The organism is Natrinema salifodinae (genome assembly GCF_900110455.1).
In the GTDB taxonomy this organism is placed as follows: Archaea; Halobacteriota; Halobacteria; order Halobacteriales; family Natrialbaceae; genus Natrinema; species Natrinema salifodinae.
Map to the genome: position 1 here is coordinate 42,805 of NZ_FOIS01000006.1, position 17,355 is coordinate 60,159.

The 17,355-nt window shown below is 63.0% G+C and carries 17 protein-coding genes; 12 read left to right on the forward strand and 5 right to left on the reverse strand.

Going from position 1 to position 17,355, the window contains the following annotated elements:
• Window positions 1-51 precede the first annotated feature (51 nt).
• A complete protein-coding gene (gene cysS / locus BMY29_RS19825; RefSeq protein ID WP_049990569.1) occupies window positions 52-1,581 on the reverse strand; it encodes a cysteine--tRNA ligase in 1,530 nt (509 codons plus the stop codon).
• Window positions 1,582-1,757: 176 nt separating this feature from the next.
• Complete coding sequence (locus BMY29_RS19830; RefSeq protein ID WP_241471293.1) at window positions 1,758-2,327, reverse strand: DUF7523 family protein; 570 nt, start codon at window positions 2,325-2,327, stop codon at window positions 1,758-1,760.
• A gap of 148 nt (window positions 2,328-2,475) precedes the next feature.
• Here BMY29_RS19830 and BMY29_RS19835 point away from each other — a divergent pair, with 148 nt between their 5' ends.
• The 6 genes from BMY29_RS19835 (at window position 2,476) to BMY29_RS19860 (ending at window position 7,606) form a co-directional block, all read left to right on the forward strand.
• Window positions 2,476-2,802 carry a NifU family protein gene (locus BMY29_RS19835; protein WP_049990567.1) on the forward strand — a complete coding sequence of 109 codons (327 nt, stop codon included), beginning with the start codon at window positions 2,476-2,478 and terminating at the stop codon, window positions 2,800-2,802.
• A gap of 103 nt (window positions 2,803-2,905) precedes the next feature.
• Window positions 2,906-3,163, forward strand: a complete 258-nt coding sequence (locus BMY29_RS19840; RefSeq protein ID WP_049990566.1) for a BolA family protein — start codon at window positions 2,906-2,908, stop codon at window positions 3,161-3,163.
• 210 nt (window positions 3,164-3,373) lie between these two features.
• On the forward strand, window positions 3,374-3,892 hold the full coding sequence (locus BMY29_RS19845) for a universal stress protein (RefSeq protein WP_049990565.1): 519 nt from the start codon (window positions 3,374-3,376) through the stop codon (window positions 3,890-3,892).
• A 124-nt stretch (window positions 3,893-4,016) separates the two neighbouring features.
• Window positions 4,017-4,478 carry a PH domain-containing protein gene (locus BMY29_RS19850; RefSeq protein WP_049990564.1) on the forward strand — a complete coding sequence of 154 codons (462 nt, stop codon included), beginning with the start codon at window positions 4,017-4,019 and terminating at the stop codon, window positions 4,476-4,478.
• 6 nt (window positions 4,479-4,484) lie between these two features.
• Window positions 4,485-6,170 (forward strand): PH domain-containing protein, encoded by a 1,686-nt coding sequence (locus BMY29_RS19855; RefSeq protein ID WP_049990563.1) that lies wholly within the window; start codon window positions 4,485-4,487, stop codon window positions 6,168-6,170.
• A 20-nt stretch (window positions 6,171-6,190) separates the two neighbouring features.
• A complete protein-coding gene (locus BMY29_RS19860; RefSeq protein WP_049990562.1) occupies window positions 6,191-7,606 on the forward strand; it encodes a class II fumarate hydratase in 1,416 nt (471 codons plus the stop codon).
• Window positions 7,607-7,622: 16 nt separating this feature from the next.
• On the opposite strand, the gene BMY29_RS19865 is transcribed toward BMY29_RS19860, so the two are convergent.
• Window positions 7,623-8,738, reverse strand: a complete 1,116-nt coding sequence (locus tag BMY29_RS19865; RefSeq protein ID WP_049990561.1) for a CNNM domain-containing protein — start codon at window positions 8,736-8,738, stop codon at window positions 7,623-7,625.
• A 299-nt stretch (window positions 8,739-9,037) separates the two neighbouring features.
• Between BMY29_RS19865 and BMY29_RS19870 the strand changes: the two genes are divergently transcribed.
• The 3 genes from BMY29_RS19870 (at window position 9,038) to BMY29_RS19880 (ending at window position 11,520) form a co-directional block, all read left to right on the forward strand.
• Window positions 9,038-9,271 carry an HVO_2901 family zinc finger protein gene (locus tag BMY29_RS19870; RefSeq protein WP_049990560.1) on the forward strand — a complete coding sequence of 78 codons (234 nt, stop codon included), beginning with the start codon at window positions 9,038-9,040 and terminating at the stop codon, window positions 9,269-9,271.
• Window positions 9,272-9,436: 165 nt separating this feature from the next.
• Window positions 9,437-9,925, forward strand: a complete 489-nt coding sequence (locus BMY29_RS19875; protein ID WP_049990559.1) for a PH domain-containing protein — start codon at window positions 9,437-9,439, stop codon at window positions 9,923-9,925.
• Complete coding sequence (locus tag BMY29_RS19880) at window positions 9,922-11,520, forward strand: PH domain-containing protein (RefSeq protein WP_049990558.1); 1,599 nt, start codon at window positions 9,922-9,924, stop codon at window positions 11,518-11,520. Before BMY29_RS19875 ends, BMY29_RS19880 begins: the two co-directional genes overlap by 4 nt.
• Window positions 11,521-11,694: 174 nt before the next feature.
• Here the strand turns inward: BMY29_RS19880 and BMY29_RS19885 are convergent, their stop codons facing one another.
• Together BMY29_RS19885 and BMY29_RS19890 are read right to left on the reverse strand one after the other, a co-directional pair.
• A complete protein-coding gene (locus BMY29_RS19885) occupies window positions 11,695-12,474 on the reverse strand; it encodes a helix-turn-helix transcriptional regulator (RefSeq protein ID WP_049990557.1) in 780 nt (259 codons plus the stop codon).
• 177 nt (window positions 12,475-12,651) lie between these two features.
• The gene (locus tag BMY29_RS19890) at window positions 12,652-12,903 is read right to left on the reverse strand and encodes a helix-turn-helix domain-containing protein (protein ID WP_049990556.1); all 252 of its coding nucleotides are present in this window, start codon (window positions 12,901-12,903) and stop codon (window positions 12,652-12,654) included.
• A gap of 128 nt (window positions 12,904-13,031) precedes the next feature.
• On the opposite strand from BMY29_RS19890, the gene BMY29_RS19895 reads away from it, so the two are divergent.
• From BMY29_RS19895 to BMY29_RS19905, 3 genes are all read left to right on the forward strand, one after another.
• Window positions 13,032-13,988, forward strand: coding sequence for a branched-chain amino acid transaminase (locus tag BMY29_RS19895; protein WP_049990555.1), 957 nt, complete (start codon window positions 13,032-13,034; stop codon window positions 13,986-13,988).
• A 408-nt stretch (window positions 13,989-14,396) separates the two neighbouring features.
• Window positions 14,397-15,341 (forward strand): DMT family transporter, encoded by a 945-nt coding sequence (locus BMY29_RS19900; protein ID WP_049990554.1) that lies wholly within the window; start codon window positions 14,397-14,399, stop codon window positions 15,339-15,341.
• A gap of 92 nt (window positions 15,342-15,433) precedes the next feature.
• Complete coding sequence (locus BMY29_RS19905; protein WP_049990589.1) at window positions 15,434-16,909, forward strand: transposase; 1,476 nt, start codon at window positions 15,434-15,436, stop codon at window positions 16,907-16,909.
• Window positions 16,910-17,355 lie beyond the last annotated feature (446 nt).

A 17,355-nucleotide genomic window follows, 5' to 3' on the forward strand; every position in this document is an offset into this window, starting at 1 on the left:
ACCGATTTCGGCGGCTCCCTCCCCGCCCTCGCGACCGTCGTTTCGCGCCCGCTACTCGCCGGAGGGAAGCCGGTAGGTCGGTCCCTCGTCGGTGTCCTGCACTTCGATGCCGAGCGCCTCGAGTTCGTCGCGCAGCTCGTCGGCCCGTTCGTAGTTGCCGGCCTGGCGCTCTTGCGTGCGCACGTCGAGCACGAGGTCGACCACGTCGCCCGCGAGCTCGGCCGTGCCGGTCGCGTCGCCCGCGAAGGAGAGCCCGAGCACGCCGCCCAGTTCCTCGAGCGTCTCGACGGCCAGGCGGAGGCCGCGGTAGTCGTAGCGGCCGGCCGCGGCGCCGTCGGCGTCGTCACCGTCGCCGTCGGCTTCCTCGAGGTGGCGGTTGATCGCCGTGGCGACCGACAGGAGCGCGGACTGGGCCTCCCGCGTGTTGAAATCGTCGTTCATCGCGGTCGTAAAGGCCTCGCGCGCGCCGTCGATCTCGTCGCGGAAGGAGCCGTCCTCTACCTTCGAACTCGCCGCGGGGGAGTCCAGCGCGTCGACGGCCGCCTCGTAGGCCCGTTCGAGACGGTCCCACCGCTCCTCGGCCTCGGCGATCGTCTCGTCGGAGTAGAGCTGTTTGCTGTTGTAGGAGCCGGCGGTCAGGAACGTCCGCATGACGTTCGTCCCCCAGCGGTCGATCGCCTCTTCGACGGTAACGAAGTTACCGAGGCTCGAGGACATCTTCTCGTCCTCCATCTGGAACAGCTCGCAGTGGAGCCAGTACTTCGCGAACTCCTGCTCCGTGGCGGCCTCGGATTGGGCAATCTCGTTCTCGTGGTGGGGGAAGACCAGGTCCCGGCCGCCGACGTGGACGTCCAGCGTCTCGTCTAAGTGGGTCATGCTCATCGCCGAGCACTCGATGTGCCAGCCGGGGCGGCCCTCGCCCCACGGCGACTCCCAGGTCGTGCCCGCGGGCGGGTCGCCGCCGTGGTCGACGCCCTCGTGGCGGTGCTCTTCGACCGCGTCGGGGTCGACGCCGTCGGCCTTCCAGAGCGCGAAGTCCGCGGAGTGGCGCTTTTCTGCGCGCTCGTCTGGGTCGCCCTGGGACTCGATCTCGTCGAGTTCCTGGTTCGAGAGCTTGCCGTACTCGTCGAATTTCGTGACGTCGAAATAAACCGAGCCGTTGGACTCGTAGGCGTAGCCCTTCTCGATCAGGGTCTCGACGAGGTCGATGATCTCGGGGACGTGCTCGGACACTCGGGGGTAGACCTCCGCGCGCAGGAGGTTCAGCGACCGCATGTCGTCGATCGTCCGCTGGATGTAGGTCTCGGCGACCTCGCTCTCGTCCTCGCCGAGGTCGTCCTCGCCGACGCGGGCGACGATCTTCTCGTTGACGTCGGTGAAGTTCTCGACGTGACGCACGTCGTAACCGAGGTACTCGAGCCAGCGGTGCATGACGTCGACGTGGACCCACGACCGCGCGTGGCCCAGGTGGGGCGGATCGGAAACCGTCAGGCCACAGTAGTAGAGCAAGACGTTCTCGGGGTCCCGTGGCTCGAACGGCTCCTTCTCGCCCGTCAACGTGTTCGTCACGTGCAGGGTCATTACCCTCACTTCCCGCGGACGACAGTTAAAGCGTGTGATGCCGCCCGAATACGGCCGTTACCCGGTGCATCGGTCACCGAGCGAACTGCAACGGGTGGGCGGGTTCGTCACCACGGCTTTTGACTTTTGAGAGACTGGTCCCTCGTCGACGAACCGGCCTGGTACGCGGAGCCGACTTAGTCGCCGTCGATCTCGCTTTCGCGAACGCCGACGCGGTCGAGCGCGTCCTCGACTGCCCGCAGGGCGTTCGCGCCCGCGAGGCGGTCGACGGCGATCACCAGCGTTCCGTCGGCGACGCCCGCCGCGGCCGGCGAAATCCCCGCGGCGGAGAGCCGCGCGAGCGCGTCGGCCAGCGCGGCCGCGTCGACGTCGCCGGTCGCGACGATCGCGGTTCGATCGCCGCCGGTGGGACCGACGGCCGCGCCGCCGACGGTGAGCAGCGCGTCGGCTGCGCCGCGGTCCGCGCTCTCATCGTCGCCGTCTCCGTCTTCGTCTTCGTCACCGTTCCCCGCTCCCGCGACCGGTCCGATGCCGCTCTCCATCCGGACGCGGACGTTCCGCGATTCGGTCTCGTAGGCCGGCAACTCGTCGGCGTACCGGCGCAGCGCCGTCGCGATCGCGTCGGTCTCTCCGTCGACGTCGAGATAGCGGGCCGCGGCGGTGTAGTTGACGACCCCCGCCCGAAGGGCGGTCAGGAGAAACGGGTCGCGCTCGACCGCCTGGCGCGTCTCGGCTGCCAGTGACATATCGGGTGCAGCGTCGCGCGCCGGCATAAAGTCGCTGCCATCGGCATCGGCGGTGGAATCACCGTCACAACCGCGATGCCGACGAACGACGAGACGGCTCGACCGGTTCGTGAACAGGGATATACCCCTTCGGTCCCTCCCCACCGGTATGAGCGACTCCGACGCCGAGCGGTCCCCTGAGGATGCCGTCCGCGAGGACGTCTCGCTGTTCCTCCGCCGGAACTTTCCCCAGATCGAGATGCACGGCGGCGACTCGACGATCACCGACCTCGACCTGGACGAGCGCCGGGTTTCGATCAACCTCAGCGGCGCCTGCAGCGGCTGTGGCGTCAGCCCGATGACGACCCAGGCGATTCGCCAGCGGCTCCCGGCCGAGATCGACGCGATCGATCGCGTCGACGTGAGCACCGGGCTCGACGGCCTGGCCGAGCAGGGATCCTCGGGTCGCGACGTGCCGCCGGACACCCCATTCTGACGGGCCGGGCCACCGCTGCTACCGGTACCGCTAGCCTCGCGTCCGCCTACCCGCGCCTGCCGGGACCGCGGTGCTTTTGCCGCGAGCGCCGTATTCTCCCCCTATGAAGCCAGCCGAAGTCGAGGAACTCATCGAATCGGGGCTCGAGGACGCGGACGCGACCGTCACCCACGCCCGCGACGAACACGACGAGGACCACCTGGCCGCGACGGTCGTCTCACCGGCCTTCGAGGGCCTACCGCTCGTCCAGCAGCATCAGCAGGTCTACGACGCGCTCGACGACCACATGACGACCGATATTCACGCCCTCGAACTGTCGACGTACACGCCCGAAGAGTACGAGGATCTCGACGCCCAATAGGCGGCGACGGCACGGTTTCCGGACCGGCGGGTTCACCGTTCGCGTTCGAGCATCGTCGCCAGCACCGGTTCGGATCCTGCACGATTGACCTCCGGTTTCACGCCGTGAATTCGATTCACGGATCGACCCGAGCGCGGGGGGTGAAAACTCGGGGCGATATGAATCATTTTCTGGACAATTATATAGATCTCGGCAGCGTGCTAGGACGTAATGGGATCGAAGTCGATCGAAACGGACGAACCGGCCACGATAGGGGGCCGCGACATCGCGGACGCGCCGACGAACGAGACGGAGCACGGCGAGGGGCAGTTCGACCGCGTGCTGGTCGCGGTCGAGGCAGAAACAGACGAGGCGGTCAGCGAGATCGCCACCTCGCTGGCCGCCCGTCACGACGCGCGCGTCGACGCGCTGTCGATCGTACGTATGACCGCGTCCGTCGACCACTGGGACATGGTCGTCGAGCGACGGGAGGACAGCGCCGAAGCGGCGCTTGACGCGGTCGGCGACGCGGCCGCCGAGACCGACATCGACGTCGCGAAACGGCTCCGATACGGGGACCCCGCGACGGAAATCGCCCGATACGCGGCGGAAACTGACGTCGATCTCATCGTCATGGGCGAACCGGACCGGAGCGGCCTCCGCCGCTACCTCGCGCCGACGAGCGTCACCGACCAGGTCCGACGCGACGCGTCGGTCCCGGTCCTCACGGTCCCGTCTCTCTCCCGGTAATCTCCCCGTCGAACCGACTGCCGCTCGCTCGATCCTCGACTCTCACCGCCCACCGCGCCGTGCGGCCGCTTCGTTCATCGCCCGCGACCGTAGTTTTATCCACCAGTCCTGATACGATATTCGTATGGAATCGCTGCATCCGCGCATCAGACTGCTCTGGATCGCCCGCGGAGCGCTCGCGGCGGTCGTCTTCGGCGTCGGCCTCGCCGCGGTCGAGCGGTGGCTGGTCGCCGTCCCGACGTCCGCGATCGCCGGAGCGGTCGCCCTCGGACTCCTCCTGGGCGTCGTCTACGCCGTCCGCCTGTACCAGGCCTGGCGGTTCGAACTCCAGGACGACGCGCTCTACCTCGAACGGGGTGTCGTCACCTTCGTCGAGACCGCGGTCCCGTTCGTCCGCGTCCAGCACGTCGACACGCAGTTCGGCCCCGTCGAACGCGTGCTGGGGCTCTCGAGCGTCGTCGTCTACACGGCTGGCTCCCGGAACGCCGACGTCCGGATCCCGGGGCTGACGCCGGACCGGGCCAGGCGCCTGCAGGATACCCTCCGCGAGCTGGCCGTCGAAAGCGAGGCCGAGGATGCCGTCTAACGTGTTATGAACCGGCTTCATCCACTCAGCGCGGTCTCGATGGCCGTTCAGCGGGGCGTCACCGGGCTCTCGATCCCGATCTTTCTCGTGTCGATCTCGTCGGGCGTCTTCGACGTCGTCGACGTCGGGTGGCTCTTCGTTCTGGCCCCGCTCGGCCTCGTCGCCGGCGTCGCGTACGGCCTGGCGTACTACTATCGATTCACCTACGCGGTCACGGCGGACACGTTCGACGTCACTGCGGGCGTGGTCGCTAAGCGCGCCCGCGAGATCCCCTACCGGCGGATCCAGAACGTCGACGTCTCCCAGGGCGTGGTCCAGCGCGTGCTCGGCCTCGCCGTCGTCTCGATCGAGACCGCCGGCGGCGGCGACACCGAGGCGACGCTGCAGTTCGTCGGTGATGCCGAGGCGCAGCGCCTGCAACGGGAGATCCGCGACCGGACCGCGGCGGTGAAAGAGCGGCGCCGCCAGGCGGGTGCGACGGGGTCCGGTGCCGAGACCGACGCGGCCGCCGACCGCGGCCGGGCGCCCGATACGACGGACGCACCGCAAACCGATGCGGCGACGGCGGACGCCGGCTCCGAACGGGCCCCCGCTTCGACGCCGTCCGCGGCGCGGGCGTCCGAAGCGGGGGCGGCCCGCTCCGGCCGGACCAGGCGACAACGGTTGTTCGCCCTCGAGCCGCGAGACCTGCTCCTGTACTCGCTGTCCTCGTTCCGGCCGGCCGCCGGCGCGGGACTGCTGTTCGTCTTCTTCGTCGCGAGCGACGCGATCGTCGACTACCTCCTCGCGGTCGCCAGGCCCGTCGGCGGCCCGACGGACCTCCAAAGCGGGACCGCCGGGAGTTACGGGATCCTGACGCTGATCTCGGTCGTCAACGGGGTCGCCGTCACCTACCTGCTGAACGTCGGGTACACGTTCGTCGCGTACTACGACTTCCGGCTGGGCCGGGCCGGCGACGACTTCGTCTACGAGCGGGGGCTGCTCCAGCGCTACAGCGGATCGATCCCCGCGGAGAAAATCCAGTCGGTGACGATCACCGACAACCCGATCCAGCGGCTGCTGGGCTACGCCGGCCTCTGGGTCGAGACCGCCGGCTACGGCCCCGATAGCAGCGGCGGCAGCCAGTCGGCCGTCCCGCTGGCCGCCGATACTCGAATCCGGCGCTTCGCCGAGAACCTCACCGGGGTCGAGACGCCCGACTTCCGGCGGCCGCCGCCGCTGGCCCGACGGCGCTACCTGGTCCGCTATTCGCTGGTCGCGGCCGTCGTCGTCGCCGCCGCGTTCGGCCTCGCGCGAGCGACCTCGCTGGAGCGGTGGTACCTCGCTGCGGTCGTCTTCGCGGCCGTCCCGCCCGCGGCCCACCTGCGGTACGTCCACCTGGGTTACTTCGTCGGCGAGGACCACCTGGTGGTCCGATCCGGGTTCTGGAAGCGGCGCACGACCGTCATCCCCTACTACCGGATCCAGACGGTCTCGACGCGGCGGTCGGTCTTCCAGCGACGGCTCGGCCTGGCCTCGCTGGTCGTCGACACCGCCAGCTCGCGGACGTTCGTCTGGGGAACGCCGACGATCCGCGACGTCGACCTCGAGACGGCCCGCGAGATCCACGGGACCGGCCGCGAGCGACTCCAGTCGGCGCTTCGCGAGCGCGCCCGCGCGGACGATATCGGGCTTTCGGTGGATTTTACCTGACCCGCCGAGAGCCTCCGGGTATGGGAGACGAAGACGATTACCGAATCGAGGAGGACAGCCTCGGCGAGATGCAGGTTCCCGCGGACGCCTACTGGGGGGCCCAGACCCAGCGCGCGATCCAGAACTTCCCCATCTCGGGGATCACGTTCAGCCGCCGGTTCGTCCGCGCGCTCGGCGTCGTCAAGAAGGCCGCCGCCCAGGCCAACCGCGATCTGGGCCTGGTCGAGGACGACGTCGCCGAGGCGATCATCGAGGCCGCCGACGAGGTCATCGCCGGCGAACACGACGACCAGTTCCCGGTCGACGTCTTCCAGACCGGTTCGGGCACGTCCTCGAACATGAACGCCAACGAGGTCATCGCGAACCGCGCCGCCGAGCTCATGGGCGCAGAGATCGGCGACCGCGTCGTCCACCCCAACGATCACGTCAACTACGGCCAGTCGAGTAACGACGTCATCCCGACCGCGATGCACGTCGCCTCCCTCGAGGCGGTAGAAAAGGACATCATCCCCGCGCTCGACACCCTTCGCGAGGCCCTCGAAGAGAAAGAAGACGAGTTCGACGACGTCGTCAAGACCGGCCGTACGCACCTCCAGGACGCGACGCCGGTTACGCTCGGCCAGGAGTTCGGCGGCTACCGCACGCAGGTCGAGAAGGGCCTGGCCCGCGTCGATCAGGTCCGCGACCACCTCGGCGAGCTCGCGCTCGGCGGCACTGCGACCGGCACCGGCCTCAACACACACGAGGAGTTCCCCGGCCGCGCCGCCGAGTACATCACGAAGGAGACCGGCGTCCAGTTCCGCGAGGCCGACAACCACTTCGAGGCTCAGGCGGCCCACGACGCGATGTCCGAGGCCCACGGCGCCTTGCGGACCGTCGCCGGCTCGCTGAACAAGATCGCCAACGACCTCCGGCTGCTGGCCTCCGGCCCGCGCAACGGGCTCGGCGAGATCGAACAGCCCGAGAACCAGCCCGGCTCCTCGATCATGCCCGGCAAGATCAACCCGGTCGTCGCCGAGGCCGTCAATCAGGTCCACAAGCAGGTCGTCGGCAACGACGCCGCCGTCTCCGCGGGCGCCGCCGAGGGCCAGATCGACCTCAACCTCTACAAGCCGGTGCTGGCCCACAACTTCCTCGAGTCGGCCGAACTCATCTCGAACGCGAGCCAGGTCTTCGCCGAGCGGTTCGTCCGCGAACTCGAAGCTAACGAGGAGTACTGCCGGGACCGCGTCGAGCAGTCGATGGCGATGGCCACCTCGCTCAACGTCCACATCGGCTACGACAAGGCCAGTGAGGTCGCCAAGACCGCGCTCAAGGAGGGCAAGACCGTCCGCGAGGTCGTCCTCGAGAAGGGGTACCTCGACGAGGAGGAGGCCGACGAGGTCCTCGACCCCCGGAAGATGACCGAACGGGGCATCCTCGGTCAGGACGACTGACTCTCCGGCAGCGAGTTTACCGACCGCTCGCGTCGATCTCTCCCCGATCGAGCGGGTCCTCGATATCCCCCATCACCGCCTCGAGTAAGTCGGTCACCGTCACCAGGCCGACGACGTCGCCGTCGCCAGGCCGCGTCCGACTGCTCGGGGAACGCCGTTCCTCGCCGTTCTCTATCACCAGCGCGAGTTCTTGATTCTCCGTCTGGAACTGGTCGATCGCGTCGCTGACGTCCGCGTCGGGCGCCAGGGTCATCGGCGGCGCCGCCAGTTCGGTGAGATCGAGGTCGCCGGATGCCAGGGCCTCACGGCGGCCGACGAGGACCGGCGTGTAGACGATCCCGCGGAAGTCGGTCAGCTCCTCGCCGACCAACGGATAGCGGGTCTGCGGCCGCTCCTCCATTCGACGACGGTTCTCCTCGGAATCGACGGCCGTGGACAGCGCGACGATCTCGTCCGGCGGAACCATCACTTCACGAACCGACTGTTCTCCGATCCGTAAGGCGTTCAGCACCTCTTCTCGGCGTTCCGTCGAGAGATCGCCCTCCTCGAGCACCGAACCGAGCTGGTTGCGGAGTTCGGCCCGGGACTCGATAACCTCCTCTTCGGTCTCGGTCCACGACCCGGTCATCTCGACGCCGAACAGCCGGAGCGTCGCCTTGGCCACCCAGTCGCCGAATTTGATCAGTGGCGTGATCGTCGCCGCGAACCAGTACAACGGCCGCGCTCCGTACCGACACACCTGCTTCGAGCGCTCGACGCCGAGGTACGTCGGCGTCTGCTCGCCGTGAGTGAGGTGGACTACGTTGATAATGAAAAACGCGAGCAGCGAGCCGGCGCCGACCGACGCCAGCGCCGTGTTCTGTATCGTCGGTTCGATCAGCGCTGCCAGGCCAGGCTCGGCGACGACCCCCAGCGCGATGCTCGTCCCGGAAATCCAGACCTGACACGTCGTCAGGTAGAACTCGAGGTCGTCGGTCATCTCCCAGGCGCGCCGGAGTCCCGGAGTATCGAATTCCGACTCGGGATACTGCCGGGCGCGAGTCAAACCGAACTCGACCGCGACGAAAAACGCGTTCAGCAGGATGAGCACGATCCCGGCCAGCAGCCGACCGCCGATCTCGAGCGCGTTCATCGTCGGCCGTAGGCCGAGGACGGACAAAGTAAGCGGGGCGGTACGTGAGTTTCGTAACGAGGACTATCCGCCTATAAACCAGCCCCGTGACATACCGCCAAGCGCACTGTTTACACGAAGCAATGTTGGTGTGTTCTACCAACGAGTGAACCACTCGCAGTCGAGTAAACACGGGCACCGACCGTTCTTTTTTCCCGATCGATTTCCCGCAAATCGGGAGGTCGGGGCCGTATCAGGGCCGAATCGAACGGAATAAAAGAACCCAAGCAGTTTTGGCAGCGGCTCTCGTCAGACGAAATATGCACACCTGTCGTAACTGTAACCAGTCGTTCCAGACCGAACTCGCCCTCGAGTTACACCGAGACACGTGCAAAAAGGGACAGCTCTTCTGTCAAGTATGCGGAGAGCGATTCCGAGAGGGCGAAGCGACCCAGGACGGCTGGCACTACGAGTGCCCGAACGAGGACTGTGACGGGGACGGCCTCAAAGACGATCTCTATCGCGTCGAAGACGTCCGCGCCACGACCCACTGACGCCGCGCTGCATCGCTGCCCGCCGTCGGCTCGCTTCCGCCGACATCAGCGACGGCTTGCGTTCCGTTCTCCTCTCCCGCTTCGCTTCGCTCCTAATCCCTCTCAGTCGGTGAGAACCCCCGCCGCTTTCCCACCCTTTAATCCGTTCGTTCCCTCACGGTCAGTATGGAACGGCTCACGCCGCGAATCCGGGTCGTCTGGCTCGCGCTCGCACTCGTTCGGGCCGCGATCCTCGGCGGGATCCTCGTCGGCGGAGCGATCGGGCTCACGCGGACCAATCTCTGGGAATCCGCGCCGGACGCTCTGGTACCGGCCGCCGCGGGGCTCGCCGCCGTCCTCGCCGTCGTGCGCATCTTCGTCGCCTGGCGACGGTACGGCGTCTGGCGGTTCGACCTCCGGGACGCCGACCTGTACATCGAACGGGGCGTCTTCACTCGCATCAGGACGGTCGTCCCCTACGTCCGTGTCCAGCACGTCGACTCCCGGCGCTCGCCGCTCGAGCGGACCCTCGGGCTCGCGACGGTCGTGATCTACACGGCCGGGTCCCGGAGTTCGGACGTTGCGATCCCCGGCCTGACGCCCGCGCGCGCCGAGGATCTTCAGGATGCGCTGCGCCGGCTCGCGATCGAGAGCGCGGGTGAGGACGCGGTATGAGCGCGCGGACGCTGCACCCGGCCTCGGTCGCCGTCCGATCGCTCTCTCGCAGCCTCAACACCGGGTTCCTGTTCTTCGTCATCGGCGTCGTCGTCTCGCCTGGCGGCAACGGGATCGATCTGCTGTCGGTCGTCGGGCTCGTCGCGATCGGGATCGTCACCGGAATCGTCTACGAGTTCGCGTACTACCGGCGGTTCAGGTACGACCTCACCGACGACACGTTCGACGTCACCTCCGGCGTCATCGCGCGTCGGGATCGCGAACTTCCCCTTGGACGGATCCAGAACGTCGATATCCGACAGAACGTGATCGGCCGACTGCTCGGCATCGCGGCCGTCCACATCGAAACCGCGGGCGGCGGCGAGACCGAAGTCAGCCTCCGGTACGTCGCCGAAACGGAGGCCCAGCGACTCAGGCGACAACTCCGCCGCGGGGCGAGCGCAGAGGCGGACGCAGCCGAGGGACCCACTCGCGAGGCCCGAGACCGGAATCGAGCCACCGACGCCGCGACGGCCCCCGCGGAAGCGGACGAAACGCTCCTGTTCGAGATCCGCCCCCGCGAACTCGCGATCCTGAGCCTCTTTACGATCGATCCCGGGGCCAGCCTCCTCGGCGGGATCGCGCTCTCCTTCGCCAGCGGGTTCGACCCGATGACCCTGTTCTCCGACCGCGTCGGCGTGTTGCCAGGCGCGGAAACCGGCCTGGTCGCGCTCGCGTGGGCCGTCGTGGGCTTCCTGTTGGCCGCCTGGTTCCTGAGCGCGACCCTCACGTTCACCCGTTACTACGACTTCCGGCTCACCCGTGTCGGCGACGAACTCTACTACGAGCGGGGGCTGCTCCAGCGCTACAGCGGGACGATCCCGCTCGAGAAGGTCCAGACGCTGACGATTTCGGAATCGGTCCCGTTCCGGTGGTTCGGCTACGCCGCCCTGAGCGTCGAGACGGCCGGGTACGCGCCCGGTCAGGACGGTCGGAGCACGGAGTCCGCGATTCCGCTCGCCGACGCCGACCGGGTGGCCGCGCTCGCCCGCGCGATCGAACCCTTCGGCTCGACTGACCTCGAGTCGCCGCCGCGGCGCGCTCGCGAGCGCTACGCCGTTCGCTACCTCCTCGTCGTCGCGGCAGTCGTCGGCCTCGCGTACCTGGTCGCGCGGTACACGACCGTCGTCCGGGACTGGTACGTCGTCGCCGCGCTCGCCGCTCTCGTCCCGATCGCCGCCCATCTGAAATGGACGAACCGCGGCTACCGCGTCGGCGACCGTTACTTCCTCACGCGCACGGGGTTCTGGCGGCGCACGACGAAGGTCGTCCCCCACTACCGGGTCCAGGCCGTGCTCCACCAGGCGACGATCTTCCAGCGCCGGCGGCGACTCGCGAGTGTAACGGCCGACACCGCCAGTTCCGCTACCTTCCTCGGCCGGGCCGCGACGGCCCACGATATCGACGCCGATCGCGGGCTCGAGCTGCAGGCGCTCATTGAGGAGCGGTTACAGGACCGACTCCGAGCACACGAGCGCCAGCGGACGGTTGGCCGGTGGTTCCGCGATGCGGCCGAGTCGACGAGGGAATCCGACGGGGACGGCGACGAGAACTGACCAGGCGAGGGTCGATCTCTTGTCCAGCACAACCTCGGAGGATGGTTCTGATGCGTGCCTTATTTACGTCGTAGTTATTTTCGAAAAATCAACCAGTATCGTTGCAAGTGCGTCAGTACGACGAAGTGATTAGCGGCTACTGGCCTGTTCGTCACGAAGCGTGGTTAAAGGACTTTAGCTACTAACCGACTTCGCATCATCAAGATACTGCTCGAACAGAGAATTTGCCCACTTATGGAGCGGTCTTGACTTCGATTCAACCATCGCACGGATAACACCGTGTTCGTCTCGGAGAACAAGCTGAACCACCTTGTCTACGATCGTAACGGAACAAGGAATCTCCCCGTTATAAACCGAGATAGCTGTCGTATCGGCGTCGAGAATCGTATCCAACTGGTCACGCCACTCGGGGTTGTCATATAGCGATTGAATGGCCTCATCACTATATACGGCCTCGTACCGTTGACCGCGTTCTCGAACCGCAGTCATGTTCGCGTCAAGGCAGGTCTTGTTGTATGCGTACGAGAGTATGCGAACATGCTGTCCAGTACGCAATGAGTGTTCGACTCGATCCATCGGTGCGTTCGGCTCAATCGGCGTCGGCGTGATTACTTCGGCATTAGCGAGCCAGCTCACGTCGAATCCATCAATATCCGTTGGAAGCCACGCCTCAAACTCCTGCAACTCGTCGCTCACGCTGAGAGCTTGTTGGAGTGCACTCAGACAGTCAGAGACCCATGATCCGAGAGCGGTCGCTTCGTAGACGGCGTCCCGTTTCTGTATCCACTGACGTTTCTCAAAATCCTGGAGAATCCGACTGAGGGTTGCTTGCGAAGCACCAATCTCGTCCTGCAATTCACGGCGCGTAAGCGCGTCTCTTGTGAGTAATTTGAGTACCTGAACCCGATTCTCCGATCGAGACAGATACTCGATCTCATCGAGTGATTGGTCCATATGGAACGAAGACCACGAGTCAGTATAAGCGCCGGTATCTCGGAGTCTTCGTTCGTGACTGAAGCGGGCTAGGTTGATTCAGTATGCACGGCTCCCCGTGAGATTTGAGCTGTAGATGTAGATTCAGCATCTGCTGTGCACGAGAAATCATTTGCCTGACTTCAGGGACTCTCAATATCACATGGGATGGTCTCCGAAGGATACGTTTCTGCTCTGTGATTGTTCCCAGTCGTACTGATTTTCGATGATATCCGCGAGTGTTTTCCTCGGGGTATCGGCTGATTCTACTGCCTTACGTGTCTTTTGTTGGTACTTTTTGACCGTGTTGCGTGCAACTCCCACCTCGTCGCTGATTTCCTGCTGGGAGTATCCGAGTGCCGAGTAATAGATGATCTGGCTCCGTTTCTCATCGTCTATCTCTGCTGGCATGAGTAATGTTCTACACTATGCTCAAATGGAGTGATTTTACATAATATTTTCTCCTACTACAGGCGGTTATTGAACATAGTGTTCAAACAGCCCGCAATATTTTTATCACTCTACTATGAGTCGGTAGTATGAGCGAGCTCAAATCGTTTTCCGAGAAACAATCCACTGTTGAGTCGCTAGATACCATCTGGATGGATGGGGAATTCATTGACTGGGATGAGGCCACAATTCACGTCCTCACCCACGGACTCCATTACGGAACCGGCGTCTTCGAGGGTGTTCGTTGCTATGACACTGAAGATGGTCCTGCTATCTTCCGGTGGGGCGATCATCTCGATCGTCTCTATGGGTCGGCTCAATCCTTTGATATCGAACTCCCATATACACCCGAGGAGTTAACCAAAGCAACTCGGGAACTCATCGACCGCCAACATCTCGACGACTGTTACATCCGTCCTATCGTTTTCTACGGGTATGATCATCTCGGCTTGAACCCAACCGGAAGTCCGATACGGACCGCGATCGCTGCTTGGCCGTTCGGGGCGTATCTTAGAGACGACGGTCTTGAGAATGGGGTCGATGTGACCGTCTCAAATTGGCGGCAGTTCGCCTCCTCCCAGGTTCCGACGAATGCCAAGATGACAGGCGGGTACGTCAACAGCGTGCTTGCAAACCTTGAGGCGCGACAGGGAGGATATGACGAAGCGATTCTCCTCACTCCGGACGGGACCGTGGCCGAAGGACCTGGCGAGTGTCTCTTCCTAGTGAGTGACAACAAACTTCACACCCCTGCCCTCTCAGAAGGTGTCCTCCCGAGCATTACACGTGAAAGTGTTATTCGGATCGCGCGAGACCTCGGCTACACTGTTCACCACGAGTCGACTATCTCACTCGACAAACTGGAGACTGCCGATGAATTGTTCTTCGCGGGGACGGCCGCGGAAATCACACCAATCCGCTCGGTTAATGACATCGCCGTCGGCAACGGTACCAAAGGCCCTGTCACGGACGAAATCCAGTCCCGATTCTTCGACATCGTTGCACGTCGGACTGATGACTACGGGGAATGGTTCACTCTAGTGTAAACTAGAGTACGCGCTAGTCAACGACCACGGGTTAGGTGACCCGTGGAATCTTGCCTCGACTATTTGAACACAGCGTCGGCACTTGGTGTGAACACAGATCACAATATGCTGAGTCGACACTCAGGGTCATCTAATTATCACACTCTGGTAATTTCTGATATGAACATACAATCAATGCAATAATCGGCTACCTAGCCGACATCAGTTCGTGAAAGGTTTTCACCATCGTGAATATCTTGCAGGAATGGTATAACTTCGAGTGGGTCGAAAGCTATTCCATGCAACAAACTGGATGGAAGCAGGTGTCTAACTATTGATGGGAGCGCTTCCTCGCGGATTTAACAGGGTATTTCTTCCCGAGAAAGAATTCGATATGAGACAACTGTCTCGATTTGTCAAACTTCCGGTATGAATCAGTGGACGGCATCTTTGGAAGAGCGGGTTGACCCGATGGTGGGCGTTGCGGTCGCAGTCATCGCCATCAGCACAAGTGCGATCCTCGTCCGGTGGAGCGAAGCGCCGAGCGTCGTGAAGGCGTTCTACCGTGTGTTGTTTGCGACGAGCATGGTCGCACCGTTCGCGCTCCGCGACATTGATGGTATCAAGACTATCTCGGTCCGTGACCTCGGCTTCGCTGTGGTTTCAGGTTTGGCGCTTGCAGCCTACTTCGGGAGTTTTTTCGAGAGCCTTGAGTGGACATCGGTGGCAGCGTCAGTGACGCTCATCAGTACTCAGCCGATATTTGTTGGTATTGGCGCGGCATTCCTGCTCAACGAACGACTTACTTCGAGAATGTTTGTCGGGATGATTGTCGCGCTTGTAGGGGCGTTCACGATGTCAGTCGGACCACTCATGGTCGATCCCCTCCTCGGTGGGGGGAACATCGTCGAAGTGCTTGCCGCCGCATTTGCAGGCAGCTCCGCCCAGCTCTACGGCAATGCCATCGCGTTCGGTGGGGCACTCGCAGGTGCCATTTATACCCTCACAGGGCGCTCACTCCGCCAGCGGCTTTCGCTGTTCGTCTACACGTTCATCATCTACACCGTGAGTACGGTCGCCCTCGGCGGCCTTGCCATCGGAACCGGCGCACAATTGCTCGGCTATGCGCCGACGGAGTGGGTACTTTTCTTCGCAATGGCGCTCATTCTAGACCTGTTCGGGCAAACCGTATATAATTGGGCGCTGAAGTACGTCAAGGCGAGTGTTATGAGCGTCTCGCTATTGGCCGACCCAGTTGCAGCCACAATTCTCGCGCTCGTGCTACTCGGTGAAGTCCCGGAAGTCGTGATGATTCTCGGTGGTGTCGTCGTGCTGGTGGGAATCTACCTCACGAATCGTGCACGGGTGACGTAAATGGCCAATACATCTGAAATACGTAATAGTTTAGGATGGTACAACTGGCCCAGTTGAAGCGCTTATTATGTAATCTCTATCACCAATCTTGTATGAATAGTTTCAACGAATCCCGCCCCAAAGAGAGTCCTCGTAGGTGCTATCTGTGCGAGGCGTACCAACTCGGAATTACCATTCGAAACGAACTCCAGCATACTGATCTCGTCACCGCATTTGAGAACCTCGACCAGTCGATTGATGCCATCGAAGACGGCTATCCAGCATGGCATCCTGCCCCGCTCTCCTTTCGCGCGATGGTTCTTGCGTCCATCTTCATGGAAATTACGGGTGATTCGTACGCCGCATTCACGCGACAGCTTACCCGGCAGCCGGAAATTTCCAGTCTCCTTGGGTTCAGCCGTATCCCTGACGAATCGGCGTTTTCTCGAGCGTGGCGGAATCGGTTTGACGACGCTGTCCAAGAATACGTCCAGACTGCGGCTTACTTCGTCGTCAAAGAAGTCCACTTTGAATCTGGGCGGGCGTCGAACGCCTCCTACGAGGACACACAATTTTTCGAGTTACAGACGTTCATGGGGATGGTTCGGTGCGGGACCGCACAGGGAGCTACTCGCTTCCAGTACCGGCGTGGTGAAGAGTATGGACCCCATGGCGACACCCATCTCCGCGCAGTCAAGCAGTTCGATCCTAAAGAACTCGTAAACGGATTCAATGAGACGACGGATCGCTTGCTCTCTGTCATCGCCTCTGAAGCATCATTCCCCCGGCCAGTCACTGCCGCGATCGACATCACCACCATTCCCTATTACGGAGACGTCGAAGAGATGCCGATGGTCAGCGGGACGAAAGACAGAGACGGTCGAGCGTTCAAATTTGCGACGCTCTCGATCATCGGGCAGAATGTCCCGCTCGTTCTCGCCGTTGAGCCGGTCCGAGAGAGTTCTGCGTGGGACGAAAACTCGCCGAATCAGATTCATCGTACTGTGCGGCGACTCGTTCAACGAGCGAAAGAACACGTCCCCATCGAGACGGTGCTCTGTGATCGGGAGTTCGACTCAATAAGAGTGTTTCAGACGCTCTCGAACCTCGATATGAATTACCTCATCCCAAAACGAGTCTCCAGCCCCGAGCAGGACGTATTTGACCAGATGGACGAAGACGATCAGGACGTGGCTGTTGAATCGGCCTCCATCCACGTCGAGGCGGGCTCGCACCCAATGCGGTTCTTGTACGTTCCGTCGACGAGCGGCGAGGGGACAACCGTCTTCGCAACTAATCTCCGAGTTGGACCCGACGAGGCTGAGACATTCTGTCGGCGTTACAGCCGGCGCTGGCAAATCGAGAGCGAGTACAAATCGATCAAAGGTGATTTCCTCGCCAAGACCTCCTCAAAAGACTACCGTGTACGCTTGTTCTACTTCGTGTTTGCCGTGCTCTTGTACAATATCTGGCGGCTCACCGATTTCCTACTGAAAGCGGGCGTCGAGGGCGAGATGGACTACGCGCCCGTCTTGACTGCAGGCGAATGTGTGGAACTGATCGCCTCCGCGCTGATTCCGCCTGACTAACCGCTTTACTCTCGCCGAGTTAGCTGTTCGAGAGTGGCAACCCTATTCAGCAGCGTCAAAATCCACACAATTTCTGACGCTCGCCCGGTAGTTCGACCCCGAGGATTCAAAATTAATGCTTGATCGGTGTGAATCACCACGAATAGATGTCGATTCAACCCAAAACTGGCCTATCCTCCGAAACTGTGGTGTCCAGTGATGCGGTTACTTTGTATAGCGATATGGGATATATACGTCCAGTGCCCGACGGCACTTCACTCAAAACATGGTATGTGCTAACGTGAATGTGAGCGGAACCACCGCGATTTCGCGGTCGCAGAACGCGATTCGGTCCGGCAGACGTGACTCGGTACAGCGGTCTCCGCCCGTTCCCAAGCGGTTCCGGTGGCCCAGACGCTGATCTCCCCTTCGATCGGGAACAGACGCGCTCAGTGGGCGTCTGCGCG